Consider the following 20,095-nt stretch of genomic DNA (forward strand, 5'->3'; position numbering starts at 1 on the left):
TCTTCGAGAGATCTCTCACAACCAACTCGAAGGAAAGTGCACACCGATGACCGCTGTTTCCAGTATCTACGACCCTGCCCAGTTCCTGAACACCCTGCTCGGGCAGTCCTCACCTGACCTGCTCCGCGAACTCCTTGAGGGGTTCGTTAACACGATCCTGTCGGCCCAGGCCGACCAGGTGTGCGGCGCACCGCACGGGGCCCGGGACGAGGCCCGAACCAATCGCCGGAACGGTTACCGGCACCGTGACCTCGACACCCGCATCGGCACCCTCGATGTGGCCGTGCCGAAACTGCGGGAGGGTTCGTTCTATCCGGAGTGGTTGTTGGCCAGGCAACGTCGCTCCGAGCAGGCATTGGTGTCGGTGGTGGCCACCTGCTACCTGCTCGGGGTCAGCACGCGTCGGATGGACAAGCTCGTCAAAGCCCTCGGCATCACCGGCCTGTCCAAGTCGCAGGTGTCAGTGATGGCCGGCGAGCTCGACCAGCTGGTCGCAGACTTCGACGTTCCATAGATGATGCCGCCGACCAACGACCCGGCGGCCCAGGCCGTCATCGCGACGGCCAGGAGGGCGTCCGCCTTCATCGTGCGAACCGCGGCGACGATCGAGAGGTCCTGACCGGCGAGGATGAAGGTGATCGCCAGGGTCGCCAGGAACAGTCCGACCACCTCGACGCTGACCCACCGGACGCGTCCAGTGGCCACGGCCGGGGCGTCCTCGGACGCCAGCGGCGGATTCGCGCGCCACAGGCCGAAGGCGGCGGCGACCGAGGTGCAGGCGAACCCAGGGATCGCCCAGTGGGTGTCGCCGTAGACCGCCGCGACGATGCCCAACGCCGGACCGATCATGAAGGCCAGCTCGGTGGCGATGGAGTCCAGGGCCAGGGCCGTCCGGCGCTGATCGACCGGCACGGCCGCGATCACCAACTGGCGGGTCAGCGCGAACCACGGCACGGCCACGAGGCCGACGGCCGTCATCAGCGCGACCAAAGCCCAGTACGGCAGCCAGGGAGCCACGATGAACGCGGGTGGCAGGATCAGCAGGCTCGGCAGCAGGGTGCGCCGCAGCCCGACGCGATCGAGGAGGCGTCCGCGCCACGGCGACGCGGCGCCGACCGCCACCGTGAAGGCGGCCGACAGGAGCCCGGCGGCCGAATAGGACTCGCCGAGGCGTCCGACGACTTGCAGCATCAAGATCATCGTCGCGCCGAACCAGGGCGCCTTGCCGAGCGCCCCCAACAGCACGGCCTGCCTGACGGAGCGCGACCGCCAGACCGCGGCGTAGCGCTCGAAGTCCATCGGACTAGTTTCGCAACAACCCGCCCGCGCGAAAAATTGCGGCGCTACCCCCGTACCGACAAGATGAACCAGCGAACCCGATGCGTCGGGGAACGGAGGACCGATGGCGTACCACGTGGGCTCTGAAGTCGGACGACTGCGGCAGGTGATCCTGCACCGCCCCGGCGACGAAATGACCCGCCTGACCCCCACCAACAAGGACGATCTGCTGTTCGACGACGTCCTCTGGCTACACCGGGCGCAGGCCGAGCACGACCAGTTCGCGCACACGCTGTCGTCTCGGGGCGCCGAGGTGCTCTACCTCACCGAACTGCTCACCGAGACCCTCGCGGTGCCCGAGGCCCGGACGCACGTCCTGGACGCCGTCCTGGACCCCCGCTCCTTCGGCAAGGCCACAGCCGACATGCTGCACGCCTGGGCGTCCGGCCTCTCGGACGCCGACCTGGCGGGTGTCCTCGTCGCCGGCGTGACCAAGGCCGAACTGCTGGCCGCGACGGACGAGAAGCCGTCGCTGTACCTCCGGACGCTGGCCCCCAGCTCGTTCCTGCTGCCTCCGCTGCCGAACCACCTGTTCACGCGCGACACGTCCTGCTGGATCTACGACGGGGTCGCCATCAACTCGATGCGCAAGCCGGCGCGGATGAGCGAGACCGTGAACGTCGGCGCCATCTACCGGTGGCACCCGCGGTTCGCGGGTGAGCAATTTCCGACCTGGGCCGACGGTGCCGCAGAAGGTGCCGCGACGCTCGAGGGCGGCGACGTGCTGATCATCGGCAACGGGGCCGTCCTGATCGGACTGTCGGAGCGCACCTCCGCGGTCGGCGTCGAGCGGGTCGCTCAGCGGCTGTTCGCGGCGGGCGCCGCGACGTCCGTGATCGCGGTCGACATGCCGCACGTGCGCGCGCAGATGCACCTTGACACCGTGATGACGATGCTCGATCCGGAGTCGTTCGTCCGCTACGCCGGCTTCGGGCCGCGCGACACGCTGATCCTGCGTCCGGGACCGCGCGGTGGACTGAAGGTGTCCGGGCACCGGGCATCGGAGTTCGACCGTGTGCTCGCCCGCGCCCTTGGCCTGGACGCCGTCCGCGTGCTGACGCCCCCGCAGGACGCCCTCACCGCCGAGCGGGAGCAGTGGAACGACGCCTGCAACGTCCTCGCCGTGGCACCGGGTGTCGTGGTGGCCTACGAGCGCAACGTCGCCACGTCGGAGTTCCTGCGCGGGCACGGCATCGAGGTGCTGGAAGTGCCCGGCGGCGAGCTCGGACGCGGCCGTGGTGGCCCCCGGTGCATGAGCTGCCCGGTGCTGAGGGATCCGCTCTAGGCAGGAGTTCTTGATCGTCGGTGCGCTTGTCGAAGCCGGCTTCGACACGCTCAGCCAACGGCCCTCTGGTCACGGGGCTTAGACAAGCTCCGCCAACGGTCCCCACAGATTCGGCTTCGACAAGCTCAGCCAACGGCGGGCTAGGAGTCGAACGCGGCGAGAACCTCCGCGCGCGAGACGTCCTCGAGGCGGTCGTGCTGCCAGCGCGGGGCGAAGTCCTTGTCGACCACCTGCGCCCGGACGCCCTCGGCGAAATCCGGACCCGGAATGAGCGCTTTCACCAGAGCGAGGTCCTGGGCGAGGACCTCGTCCACCGCCATGGACGCCGCCCGCCGCACGGCCTCCAGCGTCACGGCGACGCTCAGCGGGCAGCGCTTACGGATCGTCTCGGCGGCGGCCCGGGCGTCCGGATCGGGGTGCTGCGCGAGGCGTCCGACGATCTCGACGGCATCGTCACCGACGTAGCACTCGCCGATCCAGGACGCCTCGGCGAGCGGCGCCGACGGCGTCCCCTCGCCCGCGAACTCATCGGCCAGACCGAGCGCGAGGGCGTCCCCCGCTCCGAAGCTGTCGCCGGTCAGCGCGACGTGCGTGCCCAGTTCGCCGGACGCGCGACCCAGGTAGTAGGCGATACCGACGTCGGGCGTGAAGCCGATGATGACCTCGGGCATCGCGAGGCGGCTGGAGGCGTCCACGATGCGCCGCGAACCGTGCGCCGAGACGCCGAGCCCGCCACCCATGACGATTCCGGACTGGCACGCGACGTACGGCTTGGGGTAGCGCGCGATGGCGGCGTCCAGGGCGTACTCGATCTCGAAGAAGCGCAGCCAGTCTTGGCCGTCGGCGACGGCCGCGCGGAGGGCACGGATGTCGGCGCCGGCGCAGAGCGCCCGGTCCCCGGCACCGCGCAGTTCGACGCGCTCGACGGCGTCGTCGGACGCCCACGCGTCCAGTTGGGCGTGCATCGCCTCGCACATCGCAACGGACAGTGCGTTGAGGGCGCGCGGCCGGTTCAAGGTGATGCGTCCGGCCCCGTCGGCGACGGTGAACAGCACCTCGTCGAACTCGCTCATGCGTTGGCCTCCCCTTCTTCGTCGTGGTAGCCAAGTCCCGCCAACGGACGATGGCCGCGCAGATAGCGCCGGTACAGCACGATCACGGCGGCGGCGACGGCCGCCAGCGCCAGGCCCACCAGGTCGTTGCGCCAGGCCATGTTGCCGGCGTCGTAGACGAGCAGCACCGATACCAGCGCGGCTGCGATGCGCCAGACCCGCGGGCTGGGCTTGGATAACGGCAGCAGCAGCCCGCCCCAGGTCAGGTACCAGGGATGCAGCGCTGGCCCGAACGAAGCGAAGGCGAGGTAGGCCCAGGCCAGGAACGACACCGGACGGGTCCGGGAACGCGTGATCGCGTACCAAACCACGAACGCGGCCGACAGCACGAGGCCCAAGGTCTGCGCGATCTTCCAGATCAGCTGGCCGTTCGGGTCGCCGGTGATCAGGTTGACCAGGTTCTGGACGCCGAACCCGATCAGGCTGAACGGCGCCATGGTGACGATCATGCCGGGCACGGTCACGGCGTTCAGCCACCCGAAGCCCAGCCCCGTCGCCACCGAGATCGCGCAGAACACCCCGATCGAGACCGCGAACGCGTACGCCAGCCGGACCACAAACCGCGCCAGGTGCCGGACGTGCCAGCCCGCCCAGCCGCTACCGATGACGGCGATGGGGTAGGCGGCGAGGATGGCGGGCTGTTTGATCGCGGTCCCCACGCCGATGAGCACCAGCGCCCAGAACATGCGTCCGCGATAGGCCGTGTAGAGGGCGGCGACCACCAGCCCCACCATCAGGGCGTCGTTGTGGGCGCCGCCCACGAAGTCGATGACCAACAGCGGGTTGATCGTCGAGAACCACGCCACGCCGCGCGGGTCGACGTTCATCAAGATGGCGATCCGCGGCAGGAAGTGCACCACCAGCGCGACGCCGACCAGCGCCGGAATGCGGTGCAGCACCGCGGAGTAGTAGGGGTTAAGGCCCGCCAGCTCGACGAGCCCGTGCGAGATCTGCAGCGCCAGCGGCCCGTACGGCGCGCTCGTGTACCGCCACACCCAGGCGACCTGATCGGCGAACGGTCCGGGCAGAAAGCTCGGGGACGCCTCGTACGGGTTCAGCCCGTTGTGCACGAGCCAGCCCTGAGCCGCGTACGAGTAGGCATCGTGCGAGAAGATCGGGGGCGCCAGCAGCAGCGGCAGCGACCACCACAGCAGCACCGCCCAGTGCTTGACGCCGACGTAGATCGTCGGACGCACGTTGAACCAGGCGATCATCAGCAGGCCGACCGCGGCGATGACCATGCCCGTGCCGAGGGCCTTGGCCCACCACGAATCGAGACCCAGCGCGCGGGCCGGCACCCAGTAGGGGCTGCTCTGCGGCAGGTACGCCGGTGTCAGCGAGCCGACGGCCAGCAGACAGGTCGCCAGGAGGCCCCCGCGGACGCCGCCGACCCGGATGGCCGCCCCCATGTCGGAGGCGAAGCGGCGCAGCAGGACGAGCGGATGGACGAGGTCCCTGGCGCTCATGCGGGGGCGCACGTGCGTCTCGCTCAACTCGCTCCCCCTTCCGGTGCCGTGGTCAGCCTAGCCGCGCCAGAGGCGTCCGATGGGGGTGGCGTCCGCCCGACATGGGGTCGGGGCCCCATGCCGGCGCGACGGCGTCCGCCGCTAGCCTGGGCCCAGCCCCAGACGCTCCCGCGCCGACGGCGTCCGCAGAAAGGAAGCCATGCCCGATCAGGACAAGCCGGCGTCCGGCGCGGTCAGCTCGGCCGCGGAGATGAAGGGACGCCCCCACCCCGACGATCCGCGTAAGCCGGACTCCCCCACTGACTTGAAGCCGATCGACTGGACGTTCACGTTCACCTCGACCGCGCGTGAGTTCGGCGAGGACGGGCTGACCGACCTCGCCGCGGCCCTGACCTACTACGCCGTCTTGTCGCTGTTCCCGGCGCTCATCGCGCTGGTGTCGATCCTGAGCATCGTGGGCCAGGGCGGCTCGGCCATCACGGACCTGATCGCCACGATGTCGACGATGGGCGTGCTGCCCGCCTCGGCGGTCGACTCGCTGCAGCCCGTGATCGCGGCCATCAGCTCGGCGCCTGCGCCCGGCCTCGGACTGCTGATCGGCCTGCTGGGAGCCGTGTGGTCGGCGTCCAACTACGTCAAGGCCTTCGGACGCGCCATGAACACGATCTACGAGGTGCAGGAGGGGCGTCCGGGTATCAAGCTGAACCTGCAGATGTACGCGCTCACGGCCGTCCTGCTGGCGCTGATCGCCCTGGTGATCGTCGGCATCGGCATCTCGGGTCCGGTGACGGCAGCCATCGCCGACACCCTTCGGCTGCCCGAATGGTTCAAGAGCGGCTTCGACTACCTGAAACTTCCGGTGCTGGCGGCGGCGATCGTTCTGGGGCTCGCGCTGCTCTACCACTACACGCCGAACGTCCGGCAGCCGAAGCTCCGCTGGATCAGCGTCGGCGCCGTGGTCGCGATCGTGATCGCGGGGCTGGCGTCCGCGGGTTTCGCGTTTTACATCGGCAGCTTCGGTGCGGCGTCCTACGACCGGACGTACGGGGCGCTGGCCGGCGTCATCATCTTCCTGTTCTGGCTGTGGATCATGAACGTCGCCCTCCTGTTCGGCGGCGAGCTGGACGCCGAACTCGAGCGGGCGCGCCAGCTGCGGGCGGGCATGAAGGCCGAAGAGCAGATCCAACTGCCACCCCGCGACACCAAGCAGGCAGAGAAGGCCGAGGCGGCCGCTCGGATACAGATCGAGCAGGCGCGACACATCCGGCTGAGCTCGGGCAGGTCCGACGAGGCGGACGCCGACGGCGAGGGCGCCGAGGGCGGTCAGGAACGAGACCGGCGCGAGCGGAAGCGGACGGCGGCCGAAGAGGAAGCCGTCCTGGCGAAGTGGGTCGGGCGCGCGGCGTCCGACGCTAGGCGAGCTCGGACTCCTGCGCTGTCGGGTCGGCGACCTGCCCCACGAACAGGGGTGTCCGGGTGGCTCGATGGACTAGTGCGTAGGCGAAAGGCCGATCGAGCCTGAGCGGGACGGGCTCGGCGGCCGCCCCGGACGCCCGCATCCCGGCCGCCGTGGCTGCGGCCGCTTCGATGCCCTTGGCGGTGACCTCGATCGTCGCCTGGTGCACGACGAAACCCACGTACAGCGGCTCGTCGGCCGTCATGGCGCTGAAGTCGGCCCGCGTCGGATCGAAGGCCGTCGGGATTCCGGCGGCGGCCAGGATCTGCTCGAGCTTGGCCCGATAGCGCAGCTTCCAGGCCGGCATGGTGAGGCTGACCAGCGCGTGCGCGGACGCCGGTCCCGACGCTGCGGCCGAGTCCGTGAGGACGGGCCACGGGCAGGCGCTCGGCGCGACGGCAGGGTCGTCGGCGAGCGCCACGACGAGGTCGAACTCGCCGTTCTGGCACGGCACCGTCGCCGCCGTCCAGCCGCCGCCGCGGTAGCCCTCGAAAGACTCGTTGCCCTGCAGGTAGGGCGTCTGCACAGTCTTGGTCGGCGTCCGGAAGTCGCCGCCGGGGGCCTCGGCGAACTCGACCTGCCAAGGCGCCTTGAAGTGGACGGCGTTGACCAGGACCATCCGCGTGCTCGCGTCGACGTCGCCGTTGAGGAGTTCTGGGATCTTCTGGGCGGTCCGGTCCGAGACCCAGGCGTTGATCTCCCGCTCGACGGTCGCCGGGCTCATGGTGAAGTCGACGACCTTGAGGGACGCCGCGAGCGCGGTCAGCTTGTCGCGGAACGGCTGCTTCCAGGTCGGGCCGGCCTGCGCCCAGACCGCGTTGCCGGCGTGGAGTGGCTCACCGGTGGCGTGAGCCATCCGGCGCCAGCCGTCGGCCAGGCGCGCATCGAACGTCGCGTCCGCGTGGAGCAGCTTGTCGAACTCGGACGCCGTCGCCCCGCCCGCGCCGTCGCGCAGCATCGCCAGCATCATCGCGACCGACCAGGGCGACCAGACGAGGTTGGTGGCCTTCGGCGCCAGGCGGCGGTTGAGGGCGTCGGCGAACGCGTCGATGGGGGTGAGCTGCGGCGCGGACGCGTCCGGGGGCGGGACGACGGCGTCCGCCAGCTGGTTCTTGGTGACCGGGGTGCCGGAACACCCGGCCAGCCAGGCGCCCGACAGGGCGGTGGCGAGGGCGAGGAGCTGCCTGCGGTTCATCACGGGCCTTTCGAGGTCGGTGCCTGTTCTACGCGGGCGCCCCCCGGCGCGTTGCGCCTACAGTGACGGCCATGGTCGCCCTTGAGATCGCCGTCACGGACGGGTCCGGGCTGGACGCCGCGGCGTCCGGAGGTGCGGACCGGGTCGAGCTGTGCGCAGCTCTCGGGACCGGCGGCCTCACGCCGTCGCTCGGCATGATCGAAGCCTGCGTCGAGCGGGGTTCGCTTCCGGTGCACGTGTTGGTGCGGTCGCGTCCGGGGGACTTCGTCGTGGACGCCGACCACGTGGCTGTCCTGGCGCGGGACGTCCGCGCGGCGGTGGCGGCCGGCGCGTCCGGGGTGGTGATCGGCGCGGCCCTGCCCGACGGGCGCCTCGATCTGGACGCCCTCGCGCGCCTCGTCGACGCGGCCGCTGGGGCCGAGGTCACGCTGCACCGGGTGTTCGACGTCGTCGCGGACCGGGCGGCAGCGCTGGACGCTGCGATCGGACTCGGATCCACCGCGTGCTCACCTCGGGCGGCGCCGGGCGGGCCGTCGCCGGGGCGGCCGAGCTGGCGGCGCTGGTGCGGCAGGCGTCCGGACGCATCGAGATCATGGCCGGCGGCGGCGTCCGGGTGGTCGACGTGCCCGCGTTGGTCGCGGCGGGCGTCGATGGGATCCACCTCTCGGCCCGGCGCACGATCGCGACCGGGCCCAGCGGACCGGGAGGTGGGGCGTCCGAACGGGACGTGACGGACGAGGAGATCGTGCGCGCGGTCCGGGCGAGCATCGGAGAATCCGCTCGGCATGAGGACGCTGGGGTCTCCCGACTGCCCCAGTTCTGACTTCCTGACTGGCAGCATCCTTCGGTCCGGCGACGCCACCGTCGCTCGGTCTCGCCGCGGATCAGGTCGTCTTGGCTGCCTCCGCGGCCGGCCTCAGCAGCGAGGTGACCAGTCCGTCCGGAACCTCCTGGGGGACGAGCGCCTGGGCGAGCTTGCCGAGCCGGTCGCCGTGTGGCGAGGCGGTGCGCCAGACCAGACCGATCTCGCGCGCCGGGGCCGGCTTGGCAAAGCGCCGGATCGCCATTCCGGACGCCGCCGCGACCGGCGCCACGACGGTCAGGGCGGGCAGCAGGGACGCCGCCGCGCCCGCGCTGATCATGCTGCGCATGGCCTCCAGGCTGGTGGCGCGGAAGTCCTCGCGTCGGCGTCCACCGACGCTGGTCAGCCAATCCGTCACCTGATCGCCGAGGCAGTGACCGTCGGCGAGGCACAGCAGCTCGGTGTCGGCCAGCGCCTTCGCCGTCAGGGGCGCCGAGCCGGACGCCAGCACGTGATCCTCGGGTAGCGCGAGCAGCAGCTCCTCGCGGAACAGCGGCTCGACGTGCAGTCCGGGAGCCGCCACGGGCAGGGCCAGGGCGACGGCGTCCAGGCGACCGGCCTCGAGCATCGCGAGCAGGTCGCTCGACTTCTCTTCGGTGAGCAGCAGCTTCAGCGACGGGAAGCGCTGCCGGACGCCCGCCACCACGTGCGGCAACAGGTAGGGGCCGAGCGTGGGGAACATGCCCAGCCGCAGGGCGCCGCCCTCGGCGTCGGCGTCCAAGGCAGCCTCGGCCCGGATCTCGCCGATCTGGTCCAGGACGGCCCGCGCCCGCGCGACGACCCGCTCCCCCACCGTGGTGAGGGCGAGCGGGGCGACGCTGCGATCGAACAGGGCGACGCCCAGATCGGTCTCCAGCTTCTTGATCTGGGCCGAGAGGGTGGGCTGCGAGACGTCGCAGTCCCGGGCGGCCTGGCGGAAGCTACGCGCGTCCGCCAGCGCCACCAGGTACTCAAGATCCCGCAGGTTCATGGCTACTCGGGGGCCGTCGTGCGGATCAGGTAGTCGAACGCGCCCAGCGCGGCGGTCGCGCCGGCACCCATCGAGATCACGATCTGCTTGTAGGGCACGGTCGTGCAGTCGCCTGCCGCGTACACGCCCGGGATGGACGTTGCGCCGCGCTCGTCGATGACGATCTCCTTCATGCGCTCGGTGAGCTGCATACCGCTGGACGCCAGCCAGGCGGTGTTCGGGACGAGGCCGATCTGGATGAACACCGCCTGGACGGGCAGTTGGTGCGGCTCGTTGGTCGTGCGATCGGTGTAGGTGAGGCCCGTGACCTGGGCGCCGTCGCCGGTGACCTCGGACGTCGCCGCGTTCAGGACGAAGTCGATGCCCATGCTGCGCGCCTTGCGGAGCAAAATCTCGTCCGCCTTGAGGTGGTCGAGGAACTCGACGACCGTGACGTGCTTGACCACGCCCGCCAGGTCGATCGCGGCCTCGACGCCGGAGTTGCCGCCGCCGATCACGGCGACGTCCTTGCCCTTGAAGAGGGGTCCGTCGCAGTGGGGGCAGAAGGTGACGCCCTTGTTGCGGTACTCCGTCTCTCCCGGGACGCCGAGGGTGCGCCAGCGCGCGCCGGTCGCCAGGATGACCGTGCGCGAGCGGAGCGTCCCACCGTTGTCGAGGGTGATCGTGATCAGGCCGTCGTCGCCGGCCGGGGTGAGCCCGGCGGCGATCTGGTTCTTCATGATGTCGACCTCGTACGCGTGCACGTGGGCGTCCAGCGCGGTGCCCAGCTCGGGGCCCTGGATCTCGAGGATCGACGGGAAGTTTTCAATCGAGTTGGTGTCGAGCACCTGACCGCCCATGCGGTCGACGACCAACCCCGTCCGGATGCCCTTGCGGGCCGCGTAGATCGCCGCCGTCGCGCCCGCCGGGCCGCCGCCGACGATGAGGACGTCGTAGGGCTCCTTCGCGGTGAGCGACTCGGCCGCCTTCGCCGCGGCGTTGACGTCGAGACGCTGGACGATCTCGTCGAGCTCCATGCGTCCGGAGCCCCAGGACTCGCCGTCCATGTAGACCGTCGGGACGGCCAGGATCTTGCGCTCGTCCACCTCGGCCTGGAAGGCGCCGCCCTCGACCGCGGTGTGCCTGATCTTGGGGTTGATGATGCTGATCGAGTTGAGCGCCTGCACCACGGTCGGGCAGTTGATGCAGCTCAGCGACATGTAGGTGACGAACTCGTGGGCGTCCAGGCCCTTGATGGCGTCGATCAGGGCGGGCTCGGCCTTGACCGGGTGCCCGCCGACCTGGACCAGCGCCAGCACCAGCGAGCTGAACTCGTGCCCGAGCGGGACGCCCGCGAATCGCACCTGGACGTCGGTGCCCGTGCGGCGGATCGCGAAGGAGGGCGTCCGCTCGTTCGCCTCGGACGTCACCGTGATCATCTCCGGGCGCAGGACGGCGATCTCGTCGAGCAGCGCCTTCGTCTGCGCCGAGACGTCGTCAGAGCCCAGGGACGCCGCGAGCTCGATCGGCTGCTTGATGAGTTGGACGAGTTGGGTCAGCTGGGCGGTGAGGCTGGCGTCGAGGATGGCCATCGGGCTTCTTTCGTTGCGTGCGGATGTGATGGTGCTGCGGGAAGAGGGCTGCCGCCCGGCCGAGCTGGGCGTCGGGGCTGGTCGTCGGGGCTGGTCGTCGGTTGGAGTGTCAGCGCAATGTTTGGTGCGCCAAGGCGTGCGGGACATTGCGCTGACCCATGGTCAACGTTCACGACATTGCGCTGACCTCGTCTTGCGGCCCTAGGCGGTCCGGTCCGTGGTGCTGCTGGTGTCGGACGCCGCCAGGCGCCGAGCCAACGGCGTCCAGTTCAGACCAGCGACGTCCAACTGAGACCAGGGGCGTCCGAGACGAGACAGCGGCGGGCGACCGAAGGGCCACCCGCCGCCGACTCGCCAGTGGCTGAACGACGTGCGTCAGATCTTGCCGACGAGGTCGATCGAGGGGGCCAGGGTCTCGGCGCCGGTCTCCCACTTGGCCGGGCAGACCTCGCCCGGGTGCGAGGCGACGTACTGGGCGGCCTTGACCTTGCGGACGAGCTCAGCCGCGTTGCGGCCGATGCCCTCGGCGGTCGTCTCGATGGACTGGATGATGCCCTTATCGTCGACGATGAAGGTCGAGCGATCGGCCAGGCCGGACGGACGCATCGTGTCGAAGTTGCGGGTGATGTCGCCGTTGGGGTCGCCGATCATCGCGTAGTTGACCTTGCCGACCTCGGCCGAGCTGTCATGCCACGCCTTGTGCACGAAGTGGGTGTCGGTCGACACCGAGAAGACCTCGACGCCCATGCTCTGCAACTCGGCGTACTTGTCGGCCAGGTCGGCGAGCTCGGTCGGGCAGACGAAGGTGAAGTCCGCCGGGTAGAACAGGAAGACGGCCCACTTGCCGGCGATGTCGTCGCTGGAAACGTCGACGAACTTGCCGTCCTTGTAGGCGGTGGCCGCGAAGGGCTTGATTTCGGTGTTGATCAGCGACATGTGCTGGGGCCTTTCCTTCGTTGGGAGTCGAGCAACTCTGATAGAGACACTATATCAATCCCGACGCCCTTGCAAGTCCCTATCTATCACCAGTGTCGCGCGCGATAGACGCCGCACACCGCCACCGGACGCCTCCGGCGAGGGTCCCGAGGGCGCCGTCACCCACCGACGCCGAGCCTGCGGCATGAGGCGTCCGAGGGCGGACGATCCCTAGTCGGGAAGGGCGGCGAGGCGTCCGACAATGAGGGCCTTGAGGGCGTCAACGTCGTTGTCCAGGTCGATCACGTGCCGCGGCAGGCTCTCCAGCCCCGCGAACTGGGCGGGCAGCTCGACGTCGCGTCCGAGGGCCTCCCGGATGGTCTCGGCGAACTTCACGGGGAGCGCCGTTTCGAGACACACGATCGGACGCGCGGCGTCCAGCCCGTCGGCGAGCAGGTCGGACGCCACCTTGATGCCGTCGGCGGTGTGCGGATCGACCAGGACGCCTCGCGCGTCGAGCGCGCGGATCGTCGCCAGCCGGTCGGCGTGCGTGGACGCCCCCGAGACGAACCCGAAGCGTTCCCGCAGTCCGGCGAACTCGGGCGTCCCCGAGACGTCGAACACGCCCTCGCTGGCGACCTGGCCGAACAGCGAACGGACGCGTGCGGCGTCCCGACCGAAGAGGTCGAAGACGAAGCGTTCGACGTTGGACGCCTTCGAGATGTCCATGGACGGCGACGACGTCGCCTCGGTCTCGGACGCCGCCCGGACGCGGTAGACGCCCGTGCGGAAGAACTCGTCCAGGACGTCGTTCTCGTTCGTCGCCAGGATCAGGGTGTCGATCGGGACGCCCATCTCGCGCGCGATGTGCCCGGCGAGGATGTTGCCGAAGTTGCCCGTCGGCACGGCGAAGCTCATCCGCTGCCCCGGTGCGCTGGTCGTGCGCAGATAAAGGGCGATGTAGTAGACGACCTGCGCTACCACGCGCGCCCAGTTGATCGAGTTGACCGCGCCGATGGCGTGGGCGGCCTTGAACTCGAGGTCGGACGCCACGGCCTTGACCAGGTCCTGGCAGTCGTCGAACACCCCGTCGACGGCGACGTTGACGATGCGGGGGTCGTCCAGGGAGAACATCTGCGCTTGCTGGAAGGGGGTCATCCTGCCGCGCGGGGTCAGCATGACGACGCTGACGCGGTGCTTGCCGAGCATCGCGTACTCCGCCGAGCTGCCGGTGTCACCGGAGGTCGCGCCCAGGATGTTGAGGCGGGCGTCGCGCCGCTCCAACTCGTACTCGAACAGCTGGCCCAGCAGCTGCATGGCCATGTCCTTGAACGCCGCCGTCGGACCGTTCGAGATGCGTCCCAGGACCAGCCCCTCGCCCAGGTCGACCAGGTCAACGACGTCGGTCGAGCCGAACGTGGACGCCGCATACGCGCGTTCACACAGCCGCCGCAGGTCGGCGTCGCCGATGTCGTCGATGTAGAGCTTCAAGACCTCGGACGCCAGCGCGCCGTAGCCCTCGTCCGCCAGGAGCGTGCGCCAGGACGCCAGCGTCGCGGCGTCCACGTGGGGGTAGCCGGCGGGCAGGAAGAGCCCGCCGTCCGGGGCGAGGCCCTCGAGGATGATGTCGGTGAACCCCAACTGGGCGTCGCGTCCATAGCCGCGGGTGGAGACGTACTTCACGCGCCGAAGCCTACCGACCCTTCGACGAGCTCAGGGACCGCCCTTCGACGAGCTCAGGGACCGCCCGTCGACCCTTCGACAAGCTCAGGGACCGCCCATCGACCCGCTCGGGGCAAACAGGGTCGGCTAACCCCTCCAGTGAACGACCCGTTGGCTGAGCTTGTCGAAGCGCCTCCGTCCCTTCGGCGAACTCGGGGACGAGACCTCAGATGGACCGAGAGACGACCTGGTCGCACAGCGCCGCGAGGGCGTCCTTGGCGACGCCGTCCGGCAGGGGGTCCAATTCGGCGCGGGCGGCCTCGGCACGGCGTCCGACCTCGTCGCGGGCCTCCTGCAGCAGCGGATGCGCCCGCAACAGGGCGAGCGCCTCGGCGACCTCGGCCTCGTCCGTCAGTGGACGCGACACCAGGTCGCGCAGACGGGCATCACCGGGGTCCTCGGACGCCGCCACCATCAGCGTCGGCAGCGTCAGGACGCCTTCGCGCAGGTCGGTTCCGGGCGTCTTGCCGGAGGTGTCCGAGGCGATGTCGATGATGTCGTCGGACAGCTGAAACACCACGCCGATCTGCTCGCCGTAGCGGCCGAGGGCGTCCAGGATCTCGTCGGACGCGCCGCAGACCATGCCACCGAATCGTGCGGACGCCGCGATCAGCGAGCCCGTCTTGTCGGCCACGACGTCGAGGTAATGCTGCAGGCGATCGACCCCCGGCAAGGGTCCGCGGGTCTCGGCGATCTGCCCCTGCACCAGGCGCGCGAACGTCTCGGCCTGCAGGGCCACGTACTCGGTGCCCAGGGTCGCGACCGTCGAGGACGCCCGGCTGAACAGGTAGTCGCCGACCAGGATCGCGACCGTGTTGTCCCAGCGCGCGTTGGCGGAATCGACGCTGCGGCGCACGGCTGCCTCGTCCATGACGTCGTCGTGATAGAGGCTCGCGACGTGCGTCAGCTCCATCACGATGGCGGCCCGGTCGATCCGGTCAGACGCCGCCCCCGGCAGCAGCTGGGACGCCAACACCACCAGCAGCGGACGGAACCTCTTGCCGCCCGCCGAGATGATGTGGGACGCCGCCTCGGTGACGAACGGGGTGTCGGCCCTGGCGGCGTCCAGAAGGCGTGCCTCGATGGACTCCAGACGCTCGGAGACGAGCGCGGAGAACGCAGGGTCGAACTCGTTCACCTGAACCGACAAGCGACGTCCTTTCTTCGCGGGCGAAGACTAACGGAGGAACGCCCCGAGCGACGACACCATCGACAGCACGGCGTCCGGCAGGATGCCCAGGATGATCGTCGCGGCGGCGCCGATCGCCACCGGGACCCAGGTCCAGCCGCTGGCCTCGCCCACGTAGCTCTTCGCCGCCGGCTCGCCGGCGAACATGACGCCGATGAGTCGCAGGTAGAAGTAGGCGGCCACCAGGCTCGCCAGCACAGCCACGACGACCAGCCAGCCGTAGCCACCGCGCCAGGCGGACGCGAAGACGGTCCACTTGCCGATGAAGCCTGCGGTCAGCGGGATGCCGGCGAAGCTCAGCAGGAAGACCGTCATGATGCCGGCCACCCACGGGCTCTTCTTGGCCAGGCCGGACCACGCGGCGAACGAGTTGTCCTCGCCCGCCTCGTTGCGGACCATCGTGACCAGGGCGAAGGCGCCGATCGTCGCGAAGCCGTACGCGATCATGTAGAAGAGGATCGACGCGACCGAGCTGGGCGTCCGGCCGAGGTCGGTCTGGTTCGCACCGACGACGGCGGTCAGCAGGAAGCCCGCGTGGGCGATCGAGCTGTAGGCCAGCATGCGCTTGACGTCGCGCTGCGTGAGGCCCGCGACGGCGCCCAGCACCATGGTGGCCACGGCGAGCGTCGCGAAGACCGGCTGCCAGCTCCAGCGCTCGGCGCCCAGGGCGACGTAGAAGACGCGCAGGGTGGCGAGGACGGCGGCCAGCTTGGTGCAGATCGCCATGAAGCCGGTCACCGGGGTCGGGGCGCCCATGTAGACGTCCGGCGTCCAGTTGTGGAACGGCACGACGCCGACCTTGAACAGCAGCCCGGACGCCAGCAGGATCAGGCCCGTGTAGAGGAGCCCACTGCCGTAGGTCGGGGACGCCATCTTGGTGGCGATGTCGCCCAGCTTGAACGAGCCCGCGTAGGCGTACACCAGGGCGACGCCGAACAGGAAGAACGCCGACGAGAGCGCGCCCAACAGGAAGTACTTCAGGGACGCCTCCTGCGACACCAGGCGGCGCCGGCGGGCCATGCCACACATGAGGTACAGCGGCAGGGAGAACACCTCAAGGCCCACAAAGAGCGTCAGCAGGTCGTTCGCCGAGGCGAAGACCATCATGCCGACGATCGAGAACAGGGCCAGCGGGAAGATCTCGGTCTGCTGCAGGCGGTAGCGGTCGGCCTCCACTTCCTCGGCGCTGCCGGGAACCGTCGCGGCGGAACTGGCGAACGCGGTGACCCCGCCGTTCACCTTGGTCTCGCGGAACACCATGATCGCCAGCAGGCCGAAGACGAGCAGCGCCCCCCAGGCGACGTAGGTCGGGCCGTCCAGCATGATCGAGCCCATGGCCAGCGGTCCCTTGACGCCCTTGCGGGCGTTCCAGACCACGTAGGCGAAGGCGCCGAGCGTGCTGCCGATGACCAGGCCCATCTGGACCTCGTCGCGCCAGCCCCGCAGCCTGCCGATCATGATGGCGTCCACCAGGACGCCGATGCAGGCCGCCCCGAACACGATCAGGATCGGCGCCAGGGCGCTGAACTCGATCGTGGGCGCGGTGAACAGCGGCATGAGCATCGTGTTCATCACTTGACTCCCTCCACCACGGGCGCCGGATCTGCGACAGCCAGGCGTTGCATGGCCGCAGTGGCGGTCGGCTCAACCAGCTTCACGGCCGGCTGAGGATAGAAACCGAGGAACAGCAGGACGCCGAGGATCGGCACCATGACCGCCTTCTCAAGCAGGTTCAGGTCGCGTCCGCGGAACTCGGACGCCGCGGTGTCCGACACCGGACCGGTCATCACCGCGCGGTAGGCCCGCAGCGAGTAGACCGCGCTGAGGATCACGCCGACGGCGGCGATCGCGGCGTACCAGGGCTCGCGGGCGAACGTGCCGGCCAGCACCATGAACTCGCTGACGAAGCTCGACAGGCCCGGCAGCCCGAGGGCCGAGAGCCAGGCCAGCAGGAACACGCCCGAGAACACGGGGACGTACTTCTGGACGCCGCCGAAGGCCGCGATGTCGGCCGTGCCGGACCGCTTGATCAGGTAGCCCACCACCAAGAACAGGGCCGCAGTCGAGAAGCCGTGGTTCAGCATGTAGAAGACCGTGCCGCTGATGCTCTGCGTCGTGAACGCGTAGATGCCGAGCACCATGAAGCCGAAGTGGCTCACCGAGGTGTAGGCCACCAGGCGCATGAGGTTGCGCGAGCCGATCGCGCCCAGGGCGCCGTAGAGGATCGAGATCAGCGCGAGGACGAGCATCACGGGCGCGACCCAGCGGGAGGCGTCCGGGAAGATCCCCAGGCAGAACTTGATCATGCCGAAGGTGCCGATCTTGTCCAGGATGCCGACCAGCATCGTGGCCGTGCCGGGCGTCGAGTGCTCGGCGGCGTCGGGCAGCCAGGTGTGCACCGGGACCATCGGGGCCTTGATCACGAACGCGATCAGGAAGCCGATCATCAGCAGCCGTCCGAGGTCGTTGTTGAAGTCCAGCTTGGCCAGGTCCGAGATCAGGTAGCTGGGGGCCCCGGACTTCGCCGAGACGGCGTAGAGGCCGATGACGGACGCCAGCATGATCAGGCCGCCGGCCAGGCTGAACAGCAGGAACTTCAGCGCCGCGTACGAGCGGCGGGCGCCGCCGAAGCCGACGATCAGGAAGTACATCGGGACGAGCGTGGCCTCGAAGAAGAGGTAGAAGAGCAAGACGTCGTTCGCGGTGAACACGAAGATCGACAGGCCCTCGAGGATGAGGACCAGCGCGACGAACGCCTCGGGGCTCCACTTGCCGCCCTCGAGCGGCAGCTTCCACTCGGCGAGCAGGACCAGCGGCGTCAGCACGACGGTCATCAGGACCATCGCCAGCCCCATGCCGTCTGCGCCGAGCGCCCAGTAGGTGCCGATGGAGGTGATCCAGGACGCCTTGACGTCCAGCGCCGCCGCTCCGGACGCGGAGTACACGCCCGCGACCGTGAAGCCGAGCAGGGCCGTGAGCAGCGCGAAGAACATGCCGAGCCAGCGTCCGGCGCCCTTGACGGGCAGGAAGAGCGCGAGGCCTCCCGCGATCGGCAGCAGGCCCAGGATGGTGAGCCAGGGGAATGTCATCTCATGTCCTCCCTCAGGCCAGGTGGGCCAGGATCAGGACCACGGCTGTCACTACGACACCCGCGGTCATCGTCAGCGCGTACGACCGCGCGTAGCCCGTCTGGAGCTTGCGGACCTGCGTGGACAGGCCACCGAACCCGTGCGCCAGCCCGTCGAACAGACCGTCGATCGCGTGGCGATCGGTCGCATCGGACGCCGCGGCGAGCGCGTAGGTCGGCTGCACGATGACCGCGTCGTTGAGCTGGTCGCCGTACAGGACGTTGCGTCCGACGAGCGTGAACGGATTCTTGGACGCCGGCGCGACCTTGGGGATGTCGCCCCGTCCGAAGAAGTACCAGCCCGTCGCGACGCCAGCCGCGACGACCGCGATCGCCAACAGCCCAATCGGGGTCGGGATGAGGCTGACCTCGTGCGGGTGGTTGCCCGCCGCAGGCTCGAGCCAGGTCTGGATCCACCAGTTCATCAGGGCACCGGCGACGATCGACAGAGCCGCGAGGACGACGAGCGGCAGCGTCATCACCTTGGGCGACTCGTGCGGGTGGACGCCGGGCTGCCAGCGCTGTTTGCCCCAGAAGGTCATGAACATCAGGCGCGTCATGTAGAAGGCGGTGACGCCCGCGCCGATCAGGGCGCACAGGCCGATGACCACGTTGTAGTGGAACGCCGCCTCGATGATGTGGTCCTTGCTGAAGTAGCCGGCGGTCAGCGGGAACCCGATGATCGCGATGTAGCCGCAGAAGAAGGTCCAGTAGGTGTAGCGCATGACCTTGGCCAGCGCGCCGTAGTTCCGCATGTTCACGTCGTCGTGCATGCCGTGCATGACGGAGCCGGCGCCGAGGAACATGTTGGCCTTGAAGAAGCCGTGCGTGAGCAGGTGGAAGATCGCGAAGGCATAACCTGCCGGGCCGATGCCCGCCGCGAGCATCATGTAGCCGATCTGGCTCATCGTGGAGCCGGCCAGCACCTTCTTGATGTCGTCCTGGCTTGTGCCGATCCAGGCGCCCGCCAGCAGCGTCACCGTGCCGACCACGACGACCGCGGTCTGGGCGATCATGCTGTGCTCGTAGACGACGTGGCTGCGGACGACGAGGTAGACGCCCGCGGTGACCATCGTGGCCGCGTGGATCAGGGCCGACACCGGGGTGGGGCCCTCCATGGCGTCCAACAACCAGGCCTGCAGCGGGACCTGCGCCGACTTGCCACACGCGCCCAGCAGCAGGAAGACGCCGAGGAGCGTGGCCCAGATCGCCGGCATCTCGGGCACGCCCGCGTTGACGACTGAGAACTTGGACGAGCCGAACATCGCCAGCATCGTGAAGATCGCGAGCAGCATGCCGAAGTCGCCGACGCGGTTCATGACGAAGGCCTTGACGCCGGCGTCCGCCGCTGACTTCTTGTGCTGGAAGAAGCTGATCAGCAGGTAGGACGCCAAGCCGACGCCCTCCCAGCCGACGAACAGGATGAGGTAGTTGTTCGCCAGGACCAGCGTCAGCATCGCGGCGACGAACAGGTTCAGGTAGGCGAAGAAGCGACGACGACGCTCATCGTGCGCCATGTAGCCGATCGAGTAGATGTGGATCAGGCTGCCGACGCCCGTGATGAGCATGGCGAACAGGATCGACAGCTGGTCGATCTGCAGGCCGACGTCGAACGTCCACGTGCCGACGCTGAACCAGGTGTACAGCGTTGACTCGACGGCGCGTTCCTCGGCGCCGCGGCCGAGCATCTCGCCAAAGAGGCACGCCGCGATCGAGAACGAGAACACCACCGCAGCGACGGCCACGAAGTGGCCCCAGGCGTCCGCCACGCGGCCGGCGAGCAGCAGGAACGCGGCGACGAGCAGCGGCGCGGCGATCATCCACCAGGCGTTGGCGAACATGCCCGTGGCGGGCACGGTGTGGGAGAGGGTCTCCAGGAGGTTCACG

13 protein-coding genes and 3 pseudogenes are annotated in these 20,095 nt (G+C 69.4%); 4 read left to right on the forward strand and 12 right to left on the reverse strand.

What is annotated here, in order from left to right; genetic code table 11:
- Positions 1–46 precede the first annotated feature (46 nt).
- A pseudogene (locus FN821_RS14750) lies at positions 47–502 on the forward strand (transposase); the annotation flags it as partial.
- Positions 503–525: 23 nt separating this feature from the next.
- Here FN821_RS14750 and FN821_RS10660 read toward each other — a convergent pair.
- Positions 526–1,299, reverse strand: a pseudogene (locus FN821_RS10660) (MFS transporter); the annotation flags it as partial.
- A gap of 103 nt (positions 1,300–1,402) precedes the next feature.
- On the opposite strand from FN821_RS10660, the gene FN821_RS10665 reads away from it, so the two are divergent.
- Positions 1,403–2,623 (forward strand): arginine deiminase, encoded by a 1,221-nt coding sequence (locus tag FN821_RS10665; RefSeq protein ID WP_131172592.1) that lies wholly within the window; start codon positions 1,403–1,405, stop codon positions 2,621–2,623.
- A gap of 140 nt (positions 2,624–2,763) precedes the next feature.
- On the opposite strand, the gene FN821_RS10670 is transcribed toward FN821_RS10665, so the two are convergent.
- Together FN821_RS10670 and mptB are read right to left on the reverse strand one after the other, a co-directional pair.
- Entirely contained in the window at positions 2,764–3,696 is a 933-nt protein-coding gene (locus tag FN821_RS10670) for an enoyl-CoA hydratase/isomerase family protein (RefSeq protein WP_131172593.1), read from the reverse strand.
- A complete protein-coding gene (gene mptB / locus FN821_RS10675; protein WP_241660218.1) occupies positions 3,693–5,228 on the reverse strand; it encodes a polyprenol phosphomannose-dependent alpha 1,6 mannosyltransferase MptB in 1,536 nt (511 codons plus the stop codon). Before mptB ends, FN821_RS10670 begins: the two co-directional genes overlap by 4 nt.
- Before the next feature lie 172 nt (positions 5,229–5,400).
- Between mptB and FN821_RS10680 the strand changes: the two genes are divergently transcribed.
- On the forward strand, positions 5,401–6,723 hold the full coding sequence (locus FN821_RS10680) for a YihY/virulence factor BrkB family protein (protein ID WP_131172594.1): 1,323 nt from the start codon (positions 5,401–5,403) through the stop codon (positions 6,721–6,723).
- Here the strand turns inward: FN821_RS10680 and FN821_RS10685 are convergent.
- Positions 6,614–7,852 carry a serpin family protein gene (locus tag FN821_RS10685; RefSeq protein ID WP_131172595.1) on the reverse strand — a complete coding sequence of 413 codons (1,239 nt, stop codon included), beginning with the start codon at positions 7,850–7,852 and terminating at the stop codon, positions 6,614–6,616. The two genes, FN821_RS10680 and FN821_RS10685, sit on opposite strands and share 110 nt — an antisense overlap.
- A gap of 71 nt (positions 7,853–7,923) precedes the next feature.
- Here FN821_RS10685 and FN821_RS10690 point away from each other — a divergent pair.
- Positions 7,924–8,675 (forward strand): annotated as a pseudogene (locus FN821_RS10690) (copper homeostasis protein CutC).
- A 61-nt stretch (positions 8,676–8,736) separates the two neighbouring features.
- On the opposite strand, the gene FN821_RS10695 reads toward FN821_RS10690, so the two are convergent.
- The 8 genes from FN821_RS10695 to nuoL form a co-directional block, all read right to left on the reverse strand.
- A complete protein-coding gene (locus FN821_RS10695) occupies positions 8,737–9,684 on the reverse strand; it encodes a LysR substrate-binding domain-containing protein (protein ID WP_131172596.1) in 948 nt (315 codons plus the stop codon).
- 2 nt (positions 9,685–9,686) lie between these two features.
- A complete protein-coding gene (gene ahpF, locus FN821_RS10700) occupies positions 9,687–11,249 on the reverse strand; it encodes an alkyl hydroperoxide reductase subunit F (protein WP_131172636.1) in 1,563 nt (520 codons plus the stop codon).
- A gap of 381 nt (positions 11,250–11,630) precedes the next feature.
- On the reverse strand, positions 11,631–12,191 hold the full coding sequence (gene ahpC / locus FN821_RS10705) for an alkyl hydroperoxide reductase subunit C (protein ID WP_131172597.1): 561 nt from the start codon (positions 12,189–12,191) through the stop codon (positions 11,631–11,633).
- Between the two features lie 210 nt (positions 12,192–12,401).
- Positions 12,402–13,853, reverse strand: coding sequence for a threonine synthase (gene thrC, locus FN821_RS10710; protein ID WP_131172598.1), 1,452 nt, complete (start codon positions 13,851–13,853; stop codon positions 12,402–12,404).
- A 205-nt stretch (positions 13,854–14,058) separates the two neighbouring features.
- Positions 14,059–15,030, reverse strand: coding sequence for a polyprenyl synthetase family protein (locus tag FN821_RS10715; RefSeq protein ID WP_131172637.1), 972 nt, complete (start codon positions 15,028–15,030; stop codon positions 14,059–14,061).
- Between the two features lie 39 nt (positions 15,031–15,069).
- Positions 15,070–16,653: an NADH-quinone oxidoreductase subunit NuoN gene (gene nuoN / locus FN821_RS10720; protein WP_241660220.1), complete on the reverse strand. Its 1,584-nt coding sequence runs from the start codon at positions 16,651–16,653 to the stop codon at positions 15,070–15,072.
- Complete coding sequence (locus FN821_RS10725) at positions 16,653–18,170, reverse strand: NADH-quinone oxidoreductase subunit M (RefSeq protein ID WP_131172599.1); 1,518 nt, start codon at positions 18,168–18,170, stop codon at positions 16,653–16,655. The genes nuoN and FN821_RS10725 overlap by 1 nt, the downstream gene beginning before the upstream one ends.
- A gap of 13 nt (positions 18,171–18,183) precedes the next feature.
- Positions 18,184–20,049 carry an NADH-quinone oxidoreductase subunit L gene (nuoL, locus tag FN821_RS10730; RefSeq protein ID WP_131172639.1) on the reverse strand — a complete coding sequence of 622 codons (1,866 nt, stop codon included), beginning with the start codon at positions 20,047–20,049 and terminating at the stop codon, positions 18,184–18,186.
- Positions 20,050–20,095 lie beyond the last annotated feature (46 nt).

Origin of the sequence: Propioniciclava tarda (genome assembly GCF_900182665.1) — a bacterium.
Classification (GTDB): Bacteria; Actinomycetota; Actinomycetes; order Propionibacteriales; family Propionibacteriaceae; genus Propioniciclava; species Propioniciclava tarda.

Coding starts and splice junctions, on each gene's coding strand:
- FN821_RS10665 (WP_131172592.1), top strand. CDS start 1,403: ATGGCGTACCACGTGGGCTCTGAAGTCGGACGACTGCGGCAGGTGATC.
- FN821_RS10670 (WP_131172593.1), bottom strand. CDS start 3,696: ATGAGCGAGTTCGACGAGGTGCTGTTCACCGTCGCCGACGGGGCCGGA.
- FN821_RS10680 (WP_131172594.1), top strand. CDS start 5,401: ATGCCCGATCAGGACAAGCCGGCGTCCGGCGCGGTCAGCTCGGCCGCG.
- FN821_RS10685 (WP_131172595.1), bottom strand. CDS start 7,852: ATGAACCGCAGGCAGCTCCTCGCCCTCGCCACCGCCCTGTCGGGCGCC.
- FN821_RS10695 (WP_131172596.1), bottom strand. CDS start 9,684: ATGAACCTGCGGGATCTTGAGTACCTGGTGGCGCTGGCGGACGCGCGT.
- ahpC (WP_131172597.1), bottom strand. CDS start 12,191: ATGTCGCTGATCAACACCGAAATCAAGCCCTTCGCGGCCACCGCCTAC.
- nuoN (WP_241660220.1), bottom strand. CDS start 16,653: ATGAACACGATGCTCATGCCGCTGTTCACCGCGCCCACGATCGAGTTC.
- FN821_RS10725 (WP_131172599.1), bottom strand. CDS start 18,170: ATGACATTCCCCTGGCTCACCATCCTGGGCCTGCTGCCGATCGCGGGA.
- nuoL (WP_131172639.1), bottom strand. CDS start 20,049: ATGTTCGCCAACGCCTGGTGGATGATCGCCGCGCCGCTGCTCGTCGCC.